Source organism: Streptomyces sp. NPDC104096 (assembly GCF_055584385.1).
Window position 1 is genome coordinate 139,161 of sequence record NZ_JBVJMD010000016.1, and the last position, 14,301, is coordinate 153,461.

Genomic DNA, 14,301 nt, shown 5'->3' on the forward strand with positions numbered 1-14,301 from the left:
CACGGTGGCGGAGGGAGGCAAGGGAAAAGCCCGCGGGCACGCTGCGGCCGGGGCACCGGCCCCCATTCCCCGGCGGGAATTGTCGACCGCCGCCGCACGTCGCACGATCTGGTCCGAAGTGACCCGCCCGGCGAGGAGATCCACATGACGGAGATCGACCCGCAGCGCCTGGCCGACCTGTACATGGCCCAATGGACACTGGCCGACGCCGTCGAACGGCGCGCGGCCATCGAGGGGTTGTGGGCCGAGGACGGCAGACACGTCCTTCACCCGCCCGCGGCGATCAGGCAGATCGCCGCGGAACTCGGCTTCGCCCACACCACGTTGGAGGCTCATGGGTACGACGCCATCGAGGCCCGGGTGACGCGAAGTCACGAACGGTTCGTCGAGAAGGACGGATTCACGTTCCGGGCCCGCGCGGACGCGGTACGCCTCGACGACGTGGTCAAGTTCGGCCGGCAGACGGTGTCCGCCGAGACCGGCGATGTCGCCGGGGGCGGCCTGGTCATGCTCGTACTCGACGACCACGGACGGATCAAGACCGACTACATGTTTCCGGGCGACTGACCCACGGCGGCAGCGGCGCTCACCGGTCCGGCAGCGGCACCCGCCGGTCCGACGGCCGCACCCATCCGTCCGGCGGCCGCCGCGAGCGCCTCGGCTGTCGCCGCGTCGGCCGGCAGGAACGCCTCCAGCTTCAGCTCGGCGAGTGTCACGTCGACGGCGGTGGCGAAGGTGGTCACGGTCGTCATCAGGCGCAGCTCACCGTACGAGGACTCCAGGCGGAGCGGGACGGCGAAACCGAGCAGCCCGGCGGACGGATCCAACTCCGGGACATACGCGCTGAGTTCGGCACGCAACTCCTCCAGGTGGCCGAGGCGGGCCAGGATGTGGCGTGCCCACTCGTCGAAATTGCGGATGCGGGGAGCCAGCCCCTCGGGATGCAGGGCAAGACGGTAGATGTTCGTGCCCGGGCCGACCAGCTCGGGCGCCGCCCCCTCGGCGATCAGGTCGAACGCGGTGTTCGCGGCGATCAGAGCGCCGCCGCGGTCCACGACCAGCGCCGGATACGGCAGGTGCCCGCGCAGGATGTGGCCGATCGCGGTGCGTACGGGCGCCAGCGCCGGATCGTCGAGTGAGCTCTCGGGGTAGGCGGGTGCGTACCCCGCGGCCAGCAGCAGTTCGTTGCGCTCCCGCAGCGGCAGTTCCAGCGACTCGGCCAGGCGCACGACCATGTTCCGGCCGGGGACCGACCTGCCGGATTCGATGAAACTGAGATGGCGCTGGGTGGTGCCCGCCCGAAGCGCCAGGTCGAGCTGGCTGAGACGACGGCCGGTGCGGCGTTCGCGAAGCGCACGAGGGAAGTTCACCGGCCCGTTGTACCGGCGGCGGAGGGTGCCGGGCCATTCCCCGCGGGGAATTGTCGTCGGCCGCACCCGACGTGAACATCGGCGCCATGGACATCGGTGTGCTGCTTCCGACCGCGACCGCCCAGTGGGGCGCGGCCGACGACCCTCGCGAGCTGGTCGCCTTCGGCCGACAGGCCGAACGCCTGGGCTTCTCCTCGCTCTTCGTCAACGACTCCCTGATCAGCCCGCGTATCGAGGCGCTCACGATGCTGGCCGCGCTCGCTCCGGCGACCGGGACCGTGACGCTGGGGACGGCCGCGCTGATGCCGTTCCTGCGGCGGCCGGTCCAGGCCGCGCAGTCACTGGCGTCGATCGACCTGCTGTCCGGTGGCCGGCTCACCGTGACCGTCGGCGCGGGGTTCCCCGGCCGCTTCGGGCGGCCCCTCTACACGCTGTCCGAACTGCCGTGGGAAAGGCGCTTCGCCCGCCTGGACGAGACCGTCGCACTGTGGCGGGCCCTGTGGGACGGCGCCGAATCCTTCCACGGCGAGATCCTCCGGTTCGACCACATCCCGCCTACGACCAGGCCGTACCGGACCGGCGGCCCGCCCGTCTGGCTCGGCGGCGCGACCCCCGCGGCACTGGCCCGCACCGGCCGGTCGTACGACGGATGGCTGCCCTACCCGCCCGACCCCGCCGACTACGTATCCGGCCTTCGTCAGGTCCGTCGGGCGGCGGCCGACGTCGGGCGCGCAGCCGAGGACATCACCGCGGCACTGTTCGTCTCGGTACGGATCGACGACGACGCCGAGAGCGGACGCCGGGCGCTGGACGCCTACGTGCGGGCCACGTACGGCATGCCGCTGGAGGAACTGGAACGGATCCAGGCCGTGGTCACCGGCTCCGCCGACCAGGTGCTCAAGAGCCTGAACCGGTACGTCGCCGCCGGCACCCGGCACATCGTCGCCCGGCTCGCCGCCCTGGACCTGCGCTCCCAGCGCGACCAACTCGAACGGCTCGCGGACCTGATCCCCGCCGTCCGCAAGACAGCAGGTCACGCCGCAGGAGCGGGGTGAACGAGCGGCAGCACCGGCAGGTGGCACCGCCGAGGACGGCTTCCGCGCCGAGCCCGCGGCCCGCTCGTCCGGCCGAGCACGGGGACGCCGCCGACGGGCTTCATGGTTGCTTCATGCGCCGTCTCCAAGGTCCGACTCCATGAGCGAAGTACTGACGGTCAATGCCGCCGAACCAACAAAGGCTTTCGGCTCGCAGTGGATCTTCCCGATGCTCGCGGCACTGGTCGCCGGGGACATCTTCGCCGGCGAGGACCACCACTGCACCTGGAAGACCGTCCTGACCCGGTCGGTCACCCGCGGCCAGATCTTCTGGGGCAAGACGCTCACCGCGACCCTGTTCACCGTCGTGTCGTCGGCCGTCCTGGCCGCCAGCACCATCGGGTCCAGCCTGCTGATCATCGGCACACAGCCCCTGGTCGGCCTGGGCGGTCAGATGATCCCCTCCGGCAGCCCACTCGGACTGGTCCTCGCCGGCTGGGCGACCGCTCTGGCGCCGCAGCTCGGGTTCACCACGCTGAGCCTGCTGCTGTCAGTCAAGACCCGCAACCCGGCCGCGGGAGTCGCCGTTCCCGTCGCCCTCGCCCTGGTCATGCAACTGGTCGGCACCCTCGGCGGCGGCCTCAAGGTCGCCGACGTCGGCCCCGGCACCGACTGGATCTGCATGGTCTCCTTCGACGACGACGACCACCAGCTGCAGATCGGCAAGTTCGAAGTGCAGATCAGGGCCGACTCCGCCTACGTCGCCGGCGGCCCGTCCAAGATCATCGGTCTGGCGACCGTCGCCGACAGGAAGACCCGGAAGGACGTGCCCAACCCGGTGTTCGAGTTCGACGGCACCCTGGACCCGGACCAGCCGTAGCCGCCGGGAGCCGTCAGCAGTCGGATATCCAGCCGGATGCGCAGGCCCCACCGCTCGGCGGTCGGGGCCCGCGTCCGCGTTCCCGGGCGCGGCCGGGTGGACCCGACGCCGTGCTCCCCCTGGAGGCCGTCCGGCGACGCGGTCGGCAGGTGAGGCGAGCCGTCCGGGCGACCTCACGGATGGCCGTATCCGAACGGTACGCGGCCGAGGGGACCGACTCTTCCGGAGGCATATTCAGTGGAGTGCCCCTGCTCCCGGCCTTGCGCGGGTCATGCCATGCCCCTTATAACCGTCCGTGCAGCATCGGTGGGGGTGGCTGGAAAAGGCAGTTGCCTCCGGCCAGGGGGATCCTCAGCTCCGCCGGGAACGGACCGCAGCGTACGCAGACCCACGGAGACCCGAGGACATGACCGACAACGCCTTTCGCGATGCCATGACCCGTCTTGCCGTCGACCCGGCCTTCCGGGCCGAACTCGACGGTGACGCCGAGGAAGTGGCCCGAAGACTCGGTCTGACACCCGCACAGGTCGGCGAGCTCCGCGCCCTCCGCGTCGAGTCCGGCACCGCCGACGGACCGGCCGCACTCGACCCGCGCCTGTCCAAGTCGTCCCTGTTCTTCGGCAGCGCGGCACACGCGCTGGCACACCATGACGTCCCGCATGTCCCGGTCGACCACGTGTCGGCCGATCAGGCCTCCATGGAGCACACGACCGACCTGCCGCTCGCCGGTGACGGCCACGCGGGCGCCCACGGCTTCGACGTCTCCGCCACCGGCGCCCAGAGCCTGCTCGGCGGGGGGCTGACCCAGGAATCGCCGGTCGACGTGAGCGGCGGATCGGGTGAGTTCGGCGAATTCGGAGGCTTCGGGAACGAGGCCGGGTCGGACCTCGGCGGGCTCGGCGGGCATGGCGGTGCGGGTCCCGACGGAGGGTTGGGTGACTTCGGCGGCTTCGGTGACGGTGGCTTCGGTGACGGTGGTGCCGGCGGCGGCTTCGGTGACGGTGGTGCCCACGGCGGGTTCGGCAGTGGGTTGGGTGGCGGCGGTACCGATGGCGGGTTCGGCGGCGGCTTCGGTGACGGCGGGGCCGGATCCGGCGGCGGCCTCGGCGGGTTCGGCGGCGGTGGTACCGACGAAGGGTTCGGCGGCGGCTTCGGTGACGGTGGTGCCCACGGCGGGTTCGGCGGTGGGTTGGGTGGCGGTGGCTTCGGTGATGGCGGGGCCGGATCCGGCGGCGGCCTCGGCGGGTTCGGCGGCGGCCACGGCGGCGGCTTCGGCGGCGAGGGCGGCGGCGACGTCGGTCACTTCGGGCACGGCGGTATCTACGACCGCGGCGACGGCGGTGACGGCGGTGGGGACAGCGGCGGCGGTGAGGGCGGCGGCGGAGACAGCGGCGGTGGCGGTGGCGGCGACCAGGAGAACACCGGACGCCGGCCCGGCGGTGGCGAGGGCGGCGGGAGCGGCGGTGGCGACGGCGGCGGCAGCGGTGGCGGTGGCGGTGGCGGCGAGGACGGCGGCTCCGGTCACGGCGGCTCCGGCGGCGGCGAGGGCGGCGGCCACGGCGGTTCCGGTGGCGGCGACGGCGGAGGTTCCGGCGGCGACGGCGGGGGCGGCGAAGAGGGCGGCGGTCACGGCCACGACGGCGGCTCCGGCGGCGGTGGAGAAGGCGGCAGTGGTGGCGGCGACCAGGAGAACACCGGCCGACGTCCCGGCGGCGGTGGAGAACCCGGAGGCGGCGACGGCAGCGGCGGCGGCAGCCAGGAGAACACCGGACGCCGACCCGGCGGCGGCGGTGGAGAACCCGGCGGTGGCGACGGCGAGGGCGGCCGCGGTGGCCGCGCGGGCCTGGCCGACGGCACCGAGCGCATGCGCGGTGGCGTGAGCGCCCCCGGCCTCGGCAACGTCTCCACCCATCTCTCGCCCTCCGCGCCGGACACCGACGGCGGCTTCACCGACGGAACGTTCATCAGCGGATCCGGCGCGGGCTGAGTCGACCCATGCTCTGCCACGCCTGCCGCGTCCATGTGCGGCGCGACTTCCCGTACTGCCTGCACTGCGGCACACTCCGCCGCGGCGCGGCACCGACGTCGTACGCCGCGCCGCAGCTGCGCGGCCTCGACGACCCCACCCTGCTCGTCCCGCTCACCGGCCCGGTCACCACACTGGGCCGGGGCGCGGACAGCGACGTCGTCCTGTCCGACGCCAGCGTGTCGCGCCGTCACGCCCGGATCGTGCGCACCGAGTCGGGCTTCCGGATCGAGGACCTGGACTCGTTCAACGGTACGGCCGTCGCGGGCGTCGACCTGCACGGCGGCGCCGCCCAACTCGCCGACGGGACCGAGCTGTCCGTCGGCGACGTACGCCTGGTGTTCGAGCAGCCCCGCGACGCCCACATCGGCCAGCGCACCCAGGTCGTCGGCACCCAGCTCACCCGACTCCCCACCGCGGCACAGGAGGAGGCGGCACCGGAGGCGAACGGCCCGCTCACCGCGCGTCCCCGCCGCCGCTCCGGGTGGGCTCTCAAGCAGCTGCCCGCCGACCGCGGCGAGGCCCGCTGGGTGCTCAACAGCACCCGCACCGGCAGGTATCTGGAACTGGACGAGCGCGAGGTCTTCCTCTGGCAGGCCGTCGACGGCGAGAACACCGTACGGGACCTGCTGTTCGCGTACGCCGACCGCTTCGGCGAGCTCGCGCTGCCGCGCATCGAGGCGGCGCTCGCCGCGTTCGCGGACGCGGGACTGCTGCGTGGTCTGCCCGGCCGACCCGAGCAGGTGGAGCGGACGGGCTGGCGGCGCGTGGGACACGCCGTGTACCGGGCGCTGCTGAAACTGGAGATCTCGGTCCCCGGCCTCGACCGCACCGCCGCCCGCCTCTACCAGACCTTCGGCTGGCGGTTCTTCACCCGGACCGGAGTGACGCTGGTCTGGCTCTCGGTGGTCGGCGGGCTGTTCGCGTTCTTCGTCGCGCAGGGACGCCGGCAACTGCTGGACTTCGGCGGCGCGGGCGTGTGGGGCCCGGTGCTGCTCGGCGCCGGATACATATCCGCCCTCGTCGTCCACGAGTTGACGCACGCCCTGGCCGTGAAGTCGTACGGCCGCAAGGTCAGGCGCGGCGGCTTCCTGCTCATGATGGGCATGCCGTTCGCGTTCGTGGACACCAGCGACATGTGGTTCGGCACCCGCCGGTCACGCGTCGTCGTCGCGCTGTCCGGACCGCTGTCGACGGCGGCGCTGGCCGGCTGGTGCGCGGCCGGTGCGGCCTTCCTGCCCTCCGGTGCCGCCTCGGCCGTCCTCTTCCAACTGGCCTTCGGGCTGTACCTGAACACGCTCTACAACTTCAACCCGCTGATGCCGCTGGACGGTTACCAGGCCCTCACCGACGCGCTGCGGGTGCCCCGGCTGCGCGAGGAGGCGAGCGCGTACTTCCGCAAGGGGCTCTGGCAGGACCTGCGCGCGGGCGTCCGGCCCGGGCCGCGGCAGGCGGGCATGGCGGCGTACGGACTCGCGGTCGTCGTCGGCACGTACGGCTTCCTCGTCCTCGCCCTGCTGGCCTGGCGCTCCCGGATCGGCGACCTGCTGGACGGGTGGCTGTCCCCGGCGTGGACCACGCCGATCGAGGCGGTCGTGGTCGCCCTGGTCGCCTTCCCGGTGTGGTCCGCGCCGGTGCGCTGGCTGGTCCGCCGGATACGGCGTCGGCGTGGCGCTCGGGGTACGGCACCGGCTCCAGCGTTGGGCGCGGCCGTGGAGGGGACGACATGAAGGAGGACACCGGCAGCCCCGGTCAGTGGGCCGTCCCCGGTTACGCGGAGGTGCGTACCCTCGGCGAGGGCGCCGGCGGACGGGTCGTCCTGGCCCGGCACACCGCGACCGGGATACCCGTGGCGATCAAGTACCTCGGCGAACACCTGCGTACCGACCGGGAGTTCCTCGCCCGCTTCCGCGCGGAGGCCCGACTCCTGGGCGAGTTGCGGCACCCGTGCGTGGTGCGGCTCTACGAGTACGTCGAGGCGCGCGGCGGTGCCGCCATCGTGATGGAGGCGGTGGACGGCGTCAGCCTCCGCCAACTGCTGCGCCGGCACGGGTCGACCGGGCCCGAGGCCGCCCTGGTCCTGCTCAAGGGCTCGCTGCTGGGCCTCGGCGCGGCCCACGCGGCCGGAGTGGTCCATCGCGACTACAAGCCCGAGAACGTGCTGGTCCGCGCCGACGGTACCAGCGCGCTCGCCGACTTCGGCATCGCCGTGCGCACCGGCCGCGAGACCGAGGCCGCCGGCACGCCCGCCTACATGGCGCCCGAGCAGTGGCAGGGCGAACCGGCGGGACCGGCCGGCGACGTGTACGCCGCGGCGGCCGTCTTCCACGAGTGCCTGACCGGGCGTCGCCCGTTCACCGGCGACGACGTGACCGCGCTGCGCCTCCAGCACCTGCGGGCCCCCGTCCCCCTGGACGACGTACCCGCCCCCGTACGCGGGCTGCTGCGCCGGGGACTGGCCAAGGACCCGGCGGACCGGCCGGGCGTCGAGGCGTTCCTCACCGACCTCGAGCGATCCGCCACCGAGGGGTACGGCGCAGGCTGGGAGGAGCGGGGACGGCGCAGACTCGCCGAACTCACGGCGCTGCTCGCCCTATTGTTCCCCTTCACCGCGACGGCGACCCTCGAAGCTCCGGCCCGGGCCCTGACCCTGCTCGGTCGGCTGAGGCGCAGCGGGTGGAAGGCCGCCGCCGGGGCGGCCGCCCTCGCGGTCGTCGCGGGCGGGGCGACGGCGGTGGCGGCCCGTCCGCACGACACGTCGACGACAGTGGCCAGCTCGGTGCCCTCGACTCTCAACTCGCCGACTTTGTCCACCTCTTCGCCCTCCGTGTCCGTGTCCGCGTCCGGCGCCTCCCCCACGACCGACACCACCCCGACCGCAACCCCCTCGGACGGCCCCGCGGTCTCCCCCACCCCCACGGCGAGCACCGCCGCACCGGCGGAATCGCCCGCACCGACGACCGCGAGCCCGGCCACGCCCACACCCACGCTCATTCCCACGCCCGGCACGGTCACCATCACCATCGGCTCCTGGCAGCGGGGGCAGACCCCTGGCACGCTGGTCGCCGACGTCAGCGTCGACACGACCGGCACCGGGCCGGTGACCGTCACGGCCGACTACTACGTGAACACGCCCGCCGATCCGTACGGCCACCGGACGCAGCAGCTGTCCGGCAGCACGCACTACCCCGTGACCTTCGTGGCCGACTTCGCCAACCACCCGTGCCGGGGCACCTGGACGGTCACGCTCACCAGCACTCCGGCGGCCGCGAACGGACCACAGACGGCCTCCTTGGACGCGCCGCCGTGCTGAGCGCCGTACCGAGCGAGAACGAGAGCGAGAGCGAGAACGGATCGGCATGACGACAGCCACCACCGTCGCCGGGCGAACCCTGTCGGGCTGGTCGCGCGACGCCCGCCACGGCACCTGGCACGCGCTGCTCCCGGCCAGGTCCGGCGAGCCGGTGCTCGGCGCGCTGCGCATCGACCGTGCCCTGCTCGCGCCGGAGGGCACACGCGAGCGGCTCGCGGCGGCCGTGCTCGCCGTCGCCAGGCTCCGGCTGCCCGGAGTGCTCGGCACGGTCGACCTGGTCGTGGAGGCCGGGCAGGTGTGGCTCGTCACCGCCCGGCCACCGGCTCCCACCCTCGCGGACCTGCTGGCCCGCGGGATTTCGGGCCCCGGCGCGGGCAGTGCGGCCAGTGTCCTGAACGAGACCGCGCAGAGCCTGCTCGCCCTGCACGCGGCCGGCCTCGCCCACGGAGCGTTGGACGCGGACACCGTCGTCCTCGCCCCGGACGGGGTCGCCCTGCTCGCCGAGGCCGCGCTGGGCGCGGTGCTGGGCGACGCGCCGGACTCCGCGCGCCGCGAGGCGGACATCGCGGCCTGGGCCGTCCTGTGCCGCACCCTGGGCGAGGCCTGGGTGACACCTGGTACCCCGGCGTCGGCCCTGTTCGCGCGGTGTTCCGCCACCGCCGGTTCCGACGGGCTCGCGGCGGCCCGGGCGGCACTGGTCGCCGGGCGCGCGGCGCTCCCGGCGGGTTTCCTGCGGCGCACGGAACTCCGCGCGGCGGTGGCCGCGGCCGGCCCGGAGATCACCACGGCTCCGACGGGGGACGAGACGCGGGCGGACACCCAGCGTGCGCGCCCTCGGGGAGAGGAAGGCGAAGCCCTCGGTGCCGCAGCGGCCGGTACCAACGTCGCAGGCCCCGCAGACGCAAGTCCCGAAGACGCCGGTACCAACGTCGCAGGCCCCGCAGACGCAAGTCCCGAAGACGCCGGTACCAACGTCGCAGGCCCCGAAGACGTGGTCCCGGAAGCGGACAGGCCCGGCCACGGGGTGCCGGACGAGCAGCTCACCATGCCCAGCCGCGCCCGCTCCGCCCCGCACCGGCCCCGCTCCCCCGCCGCGGACGATCAGGCCACCCTCCTCGGCAAGCGCAATCGCGCCCCCGCCGGATCCCCGACGGCGGCGCCCGCCGGGGCGACGACGCCGCCCCCGGCCGGCGAGGACGACGGCGAGATCCTGCTGCGCTTCGGCCCCGGCGTCCCTCTGGAGGCCCAGGACGTCCTGCGCGCCCAGTGGCGCACCGCCCCCGTACCGCCGGGCAGCCGCCCCCGCCGTCGAAGGCGGTGGGCCCGGATCGCCACGACGGCCTTCCTGACCGCCGCGGCCGTCCTGCTCTGGCTGCTGCTGCGCCCGGCCCCGGCCCCGACGGTCACCGCGGTCGAAGTCCGGGCGCCCGTCGGGCGGTTGCACTGCGGACAGACCGCCGATCTGGTCGGTGTCGTGACCACCGACGGCAGCGGCGGCCCGGTGACGTACCACTGGCTGCGCAGCGACGGCCAGGACTCCGGCGAGCTGGTCCACATGGCCCGCCGGGGCGACCGCAGGGTCACCGTGCACCTCCGCTGGACGGTCCGCGGCCCCGGCAGCTTCCGGGGGTCCGCACAGCTGCGGATCGCGCACCAGCGCAAGCCGATCGAGGCGGAGGCGTCCTTCAGCTACGCCTGCTCCTGACTGGCCACCAGGGCCGTGACCAGCCGCCGGATCAATGGTTCGGGAGCCTGCGGTTGCGGACCCGGGTGCATCAGGAGGTGGTGGACCGTGCCGGTCAGGGCGAGGGCCAGCATGGGGCAGTCGGCGTCCGGGGCCACCCGGCCCAGCCGTTGTTCGGCCTCCAGGTAGCGGGTCATCGCGTCCTCGACCGCGCCGGGTCCCGGTGTGCCCTCCGCCCAGGACCGGGCCACGCGCTGGGCGACCTGGTTGCGGGAGAGGGCGGCCGCGGCGATCGCGGGGCCGCTCGTGCCGAGCATGGCGAGGGCCGCGGCGGTGAGGTTGTCGTGCACGCTGCCGCTGCCCGCCCGGTCGGGCAGCGGTCCCACCTCCGCGGCGATGCGCGCGAACCGGTCCAGGACGAGTTGGGTCACGAAGTCGTCCAGGTCCGCGAAGTGGTTGTAGAGCAGCCCCTTCGCGCAGCCCGCCTCCTCCGTGACGGACCGGTTGGTCAGGCCGGCCGTGCCTTCCCGGGCCAGTACCCGCTCCGCTGCGGCGAAGAGCCGCTCCCGGACGTCGGGGATCGCTACTCCGCGTGGTGACATCGGGTCCTCCCGGACGACACTTGCCAGTATGGGCGAACGCTCATACCTTGGTATGGGCAGATGCCCATACTAGCTCTCCGGCAGGAGCGATCCCATGTACGAACTCGTCAACACCGCACAGTCCAAGGCCTGGAACGGCGACGAGGGCCGACACTGGAGCGACCACCACGACCGCTGGAACGCCGTCAACGAGGGGTTCGACGCACCCCTGCTCACCGCGGCCGGGATCGGCCCCGGGGACCGCGTCCTCGATGTCGGCTGCGGGGCCGGCCAGACCACGCGACTGGCCGCCCGTGCCGCTGCCCCGGGATCGGTCCTGGGCCTGGACCTGTCCGGCCCCATGCTCGACCGGGCGCGCCTGCTGGCCGCGCGGGAGGGCCTGGACAACATCGGCTTCGAGCAGGGCGACGCCCAGGTCCACCCCCTGCCAGAGGCCGGGTTCGACGCGGCCTTGAGCCGCTTCGGGGTGATGTTCTTCGCGGATCCGGCCGCCGCGTTCGGCAACGTCGCCCGCGCCCTGCGCCCCGGCGGACGGCTCGCCTTCGTGTGCATGGCGGACCCGGCCCGCAGCGAGTGGGCCCAGCTGTACGGCACCGTGAGCGCGGCACTGTCCTCCCTGCCGCAGGCGTCCGGTGACTCTGCCGGCCCGGGCATGTTCTCGCTCGCCGACCCGGACGTCGTACGAGAGGTTCTCGGACAGGCCGGCTTCGACGACGTACGCACCGAAGCCGTCACCGCGCTCGGAGACTTCGGCCGCGACGCCGACGACGCCGCCGGGCACCTCCTGGGGTCAGGACCCGGACGGCATCTGGTGGAACAGCTCGACACCGCGGACGACGGCGACGGAGCCGAGCGCGTGCGGGCCGCGCTCCGCGCCGCCCTCGCTCCGTACGAAGACGCGACCGGTGTCCGTATGCGGACAGGGGCGTGGCTGGTCACGGCCGTCCGCCGGTGACCGCGACGCCCGCGCAGGGCGTCCGGGCCTCCGGCCGTCAGGCCGCCTTGCGCTGCCGCCTGATCGGCTCTCCCACCCGATGCAGATGCGTGAGTGCCTCGCGGTAGGACTGGATCAGCCCGGTCTCGTGGTACGGGACCCCGATCTCCGCGCAGTACGCGCGCACGACGACCTGCGCGCGCCGCAGGTGGGGAGTGGGCATGCTGGGGAACAGGTGGTGCTCGATCTGGTAGTTGAGCCCGCCGAGCAGCACATCGGTGAGCCGGCCGCCGTGGACGTTACGGGAGGTGAGCACCTGGCGGCGCAGGAAGTCGGGCCGCTCGTCGCCGGTGAAGGTGGGCATCCCCTTGTGGTTGGGGGCGAAGGTGCAGCCGAGGTACACACCGAAGAGGCACTGGTGCAGGGCGAGGAACGCCACCGCCTTGCCGGGTGAGAGCACCAGGAACAGCGCGGACAGGTAGGCCGCCAGGTGCAGGAAGAGCAGACTCCCCTCCAGCAGACGGCTCTTCATGGACGGCGAACGCAGCGCCCGCACGCTCGACACGTGCAGGTTGAAGCCCTCGAGTGTCAGCAGCGGAAAGAACAGGAGTGCCTGGTGACCGCCGATGAGGCGGGCCAGGCCGCTGCTGTCGCAGGCCTGCTCGGTGGACCACACCAGGATGTCCGGGGCGACATCGGGGTCGAGTTCCTCGTGGTTGGGGTTGGCGTGGTGGCGGGTGTGCTTGTTCATCCACCAGCCGTAACTCATGCCGATGCCCAGGTTGCCGTAGAGCCGTCCCCAGATCTCGCTCGGCCGCCGCCGTCGGAACACCTGCCGGTGTGCCAGGTCGTGGGCCACGAGCGCGACCTGTCCGAAGAGCAGGGCCATGACGGCGGCGACCGCGAGCTGCCACCAGGTGTCGCCCAGCACCACGAAGGTCGTCCAGCCCGCCACCAGCAGCCCGGTCACCAGGCCCAGGCGCAGCGTGTAGTAGCCGGGGCGCCGTTGCAGCAGGCCCGCCTCGGTGATGCGCTGCGTCAGCCGGGCGAAGTCGCTGCCCGCGTCCGGGGCGGATCCGCGTGGGCGGACCGTGGACGTCGTGCTCGCGACCGTGAGATCGGGAAGAGTTGTCATGCAGTGAGTCTGGGGAGGGGCGTCCCCTCGGCAGAAGCCGGTCAGTTGCAGACTTCCTGGGGGGCTGTCCCCCCATCGCCTCGGGGGGCCGCCACCATGCCCGCACCCCTGACCTCGGGTTTCCTCCGGTGCTCAGGAGTTCGAGCCGCCAGCCGGTGGCGTACCGAGTCGTCACCGATCGGCGTACAGGGTCGCCAGATCACCCGAGAGCGCGGCGCGTACCTGGCGGGTGCGCTCGTCGACCAGCACTTCCTCTTCGTCGTCGAGCAGCGCGGCCATGGTCTGCTCGGCCACGTCGGCCGCGCCGATCTTCGGCGAGTCGATGTCCGCCGCCAGATCGGTGTCGACGTAGCCGGCGTGCACGCCGACCACCAGCGTGCCCTGCTCCCGCAGCGCCAGCCGGAAGGCGTTCGTCAGTGACCACTGGGCGGACTTGGAAGCCGCGTAGCTCGGCAGCCTGCGGTTGGCCACCCATGAGGCCACGGACAGCATGGTGACCAGCGCTCCGCCTCCGTTGGCGGCCAGTACGGGTGCGAACGCACGCGAGACCGCCCAGGTGCCGAAGTAGTTGACCTCCATCTCGCGCCTGGCCCCGTCGAACGACCCCTCCAGCAGGGACGGGCCACCGGCGACGCCGGCGTTGTTGATGACGATGCCGACGTCCCCGGCGGTCGCCGCGGCCGCGGCGACCTGTTCCTCGTCGGTGACGTCCAGGCGCAGCGGGACGAGCCCCGGGTCCCCGACGGTCTCCGGATCCCGGACCCCGGCGTACACCTTGGCGGCGCCGTGCTCGAGCAGTGCCTGGGCGAAGGCCTGCCCGATTCCACGGTTGGCACCCGTCACCAGGGCCACCGAACCCTTGATGTCCATGATCGTCCTCCCTGTGGGCGGATCCGAGGACTCCCCTCCTTCGACGCTAAGCCCTCGGCAGCGGCTCAACCACCTGTCGGCCGGGGCGGGCCCAGGGCTCCCGCCCCGGCCGGGTGATCGTGGAATGGTGCCGTTCCACGATCACCCGGCCGGGCGTCCACGCGCGCGGGACGCCCGGCCGGTGCGCGGGGACGGGTCAGCGAAGCGCGGCCTCGGCGTACGGGGTCACGGTGACCGTGCCGAGCAGGCCGTCGCCCTTGGGGGGTAGGGGGTTCGAAGCTGCTGCTGTTTGACCGTGCACGAGTGAGCTTTCGTGAGCATGGGCGAGCGGCTGGTGGCGTGTGGTGGGTGCTGTGGGTGGGAACGGGGGTTTGCCGGTCGAATGCGTGACCTTTTCGGCTGGGGTTCGTTGGGCGGGGTGACCGGGCTGGTGCGGTGCTGGGTGGGGGGTGG

12 protein-coding genes are annotated in these 14,301 nt (G+C 73.3%); 7 read left to right on the plus strand and 5 right to left on the minus strand.

Annotation, left to right across the window (positions count from 1 at the left end):
• Positions 1–144: 144 nt before the first annotated feature.
• The gene (locus tag ACZ60B_RS19110) at positions 145–567 is read left to right on the plus strand and encodes a hypothetical protein (protein WP_469388375.1); all 423 of its coding nucleotides are present in this window, start codon (positions 145–147) and stop codon (positions 565–567) included.
• Here the strand turns inward: ACZ60B_RS19110 and ACZ60B_RS19115 are convergent.
• Entirely contained in the window at positions 546–1,370 is an 825-nt protein-coding gene (locus tag ACZ60B_RS19115; protein ID WP_469388377.1) for a helix-turn-helix domain-containing protein, read from the minus strand. The genes ACZ60B_RS19110 and ACZ60B_RS19115 overlap by 22 nt on opposite strands.
• Positions 1,371–1,456: 86 nt before the next feature.
• Here ACZ60B_RS19115 and ACZ60B_RS19120 point away from each other — a divergent pair, with 86 nt between their 5' ends.
• Both ACZ60B_RS19120 and ACZ60B_RS19125 read left to right on the plus strand, forming a co-directional pair.
• Positions 1,457–2,425 (plus strand): LLM class flavin-dependent oxidoreductase, encoded by a 969-nt coding sequence (locus tag ACZ60B_RS19120; protein WP_469388379.1) that lies wholly within the window; start codon positions 1,457–1,459, stop codon positions 2,423–2,425.
• Positions 2,426–2,564: 139 nt separating this feature from the next.
• Positions 2,565–3,284 (plus strand): ABC transporter permease, encoded by a 720-nt coding sequence (locus tag ACZ60B_RS19125; protein ID WP_469388380.1) that lies wholly within the window; start codon positions 2,565–2,567, stop codon positions 3,282–3,284.
• 283 nt (positions 3,285–3,567) lie between these two features.
• Here ACZ60B_RS19125 and ACZ60B_RS19130 read toward each other — a convergent pair whose 3' ends face one another.
• Entirely contained in the window at positions 3,568–5,196 is a 1,629-nt protein-coding gene (locus ACZ60B_RS19130; RefSeq protein ID WP_469388382.1) for a hypothetical protein, read from the minus strand.
• 83 nt (positions 5,197–5,279) lie between these two features.
• Between ACZ60B_RS19130 and ACZ60B_RS19135 the strand changes: the two genes are divergently transcribed.
• The 3 genes from ACZ60B_RS19135 to ACZ60B_RS19145 are packed head-to-tail and all read left to right on the plus strand — an operon-like array spanning position 5,280 to position 10,328.
• On the plus strand, positions 5,280–7,040 hold the full coding sequence (locus ACZ60B_RS19135) for an FHA domain-containing protein (protein ID WP_469388384.1): 1,761 nt from the start codon (positions 5,280–5,282) through the stop codon (positions 7,038–7,040).
• A complete protein-coding gene (locus ACZ60B_RS19140) occupies positions 7,037–8,623 on the plus strand; it encodes a serine/threonine-protein kinase (RefSeq protein ID WP_469388385.1) in 1,587 nt (528 codons plus the stop codon). Before ACZ60B_RS19135 ends, ACZ60B_RS19140 begins: the two co-directional genes overlap by 4 nt.
• A gap of 46 nt (positions 8,624–8,669) precedes the next feature.
• Positions 8,670–10,328 carry a hypothetical protein gene (locus ACZ60B_RS19145; RefSeq protein ID WP_469388387.1) on the plus strand — a complete coding sequence of 553 codons (1,659 nt, stop codon included), beginning with the start codon at positions 8,670–8,672 and terminating at the stop codon, positions 10,326–10,328.
• Here the strand turns inward: ACZ60B_RS19145 and ACZ60B_RS19150 are convergent.
• Complete coding sequence (locus ACZ60B_RS19150) at positions 10,313–10,909, minus strand: TetR/AcrR family transcriptional regulator (protein ID WP_469388388.1); 597 nt, start codon at positions 10,907–10,909, stop codon at positions 10,313–10,315. The genes ACZ60B_RS19145 and ACZ60B_RS19150 overlap by 16 nt on opposite strands.
• 94 nt (positions 10,910–11,003) lie before the next feature.
• On the opposite strand from ACZ60B_RS19150, the gene ACZ60B_RS19155 reads away from it, so the two are divergent.
• Positions 11,004–11,864: a class I SAM-dependent methyltransferase gene (locus tag ACZ60B_RS19155; RefSeq protein WP_469388390.1), complete on the plus strand. Its 861-nt coding sequence runs from the start codon at positions 11,004–11,006 to the stop codon at positions 11,862–11,864.
• Between the two features lie 37 nt (positions 11,865–11,901).
• Here the strand turns inward: ACZ60B_RS19155 and ACZ60B_RS19160 are convergent, their stop codons facing one another.
• Positions 11,902–12,978 (minus strand): fatty acid desaturase family protein, encoded by a 1,077-nt coding sequence (locus tag ACZ60B_RS19160; protein WP_469388391.1) that lies wholly within the window; start codon positions 12,976–12,978, stop codon positions 11,902–11,904.
• A gap of 171 nt (positions 12,979–13,149) precedes the next feature.
• A complete protein-coding gene (locus ACZ60B_RS19165; protein ID WP_469388393.1) occupies positions 13,150–13,848 on the minus strand; it encodes an SDR family oxidoreductase in 699 nt (232 codons plus the stop codon).
• Between the last annotated feature and the right edge of the window lie 453 nt (positions 13,849–14,301).

Bases quoted from the DNA above. Each gene is read 5' to 3' on its own strand.
- ACZ60B_RS19110 (WP_469388375.1), top strand. From the start codon at position 145: ATGACGGAGATCGACCCGCAGCGCCTGGCCGACCTGTACATGGCCCAA.
- ACZ60B_RS19120 (WP_469388379.1), top strand. From the start codon at position 1,457: ATGGACATCGGTGTGCTGCTTCCGACCGCGACCGCCCAGTGGGGCGCG.
- ACZ60B_RS19125 (WP_469388380.1), top strand. From the start codon at position 2,565: ATGAGCGAAGTACTGACGGTCAATGCCGCCGAACCAACAAAGGCTTTC.
- ACZ60B_RS19130 (WP_469388382.1), bottom strand. From the start codon at position 5,196: ATGGGTGGAGACGTTGCCGAGGCCGGGGGCGCTCACGCCACCGCGCAT.
- ACZ60B_RS19135 (WP_469388384.1), top strand. From the start codon at position 5,280: ATGCTCTGCCACGCCTGCCGCGTCCATGTGCGGCGCGACTTCCCGTAC.
- ACZ60B_RS19140 (WP_469388385.1), top strand. From the start codon at position 7,037: ATGAAGGAGGACACCGGCAGCCCCGGTCAGTGGGCCGTCCCCGGTTAC.
- ACZ60B_RS19145 (WP_469388387.1), top strand. From the start codon at position 8,670: ATGACGACAGCCACCACCGTCGCCGGGCGAACCCTGTCGGGCTGGTCG.
- ACZ60B_RS19150 (WP_469388388.1), bottom strand. From the start codon at position 10,909: ATGTCACCACGCGGAGTAGCGATCCCCGACGTCCGGGAGCGGCTCTTC.
- ACZ60B_RS19155 (WP_469388390.1), top strand. From the start codon at position 11,004: ATGTACGAACTCGTCAACACCGCACAGTCCAAGGCCTGGAACGGCGAC.
- ACZ60B_RS19160 (WP_469388391.1), bottom strand. From the start codon at position 12,978: ATGACAACTCTTCCCGATCTCACGGTCGCGAGCACGACGTCCACGGTC.
- ACZ60B_RS19165 (WP_469388393.1), bottom strand. From the start codon at position 13,848: ATGGACATCAAGGGTTCGGTGGCCCTGGTGACGGGTGCCAACCGTGGA.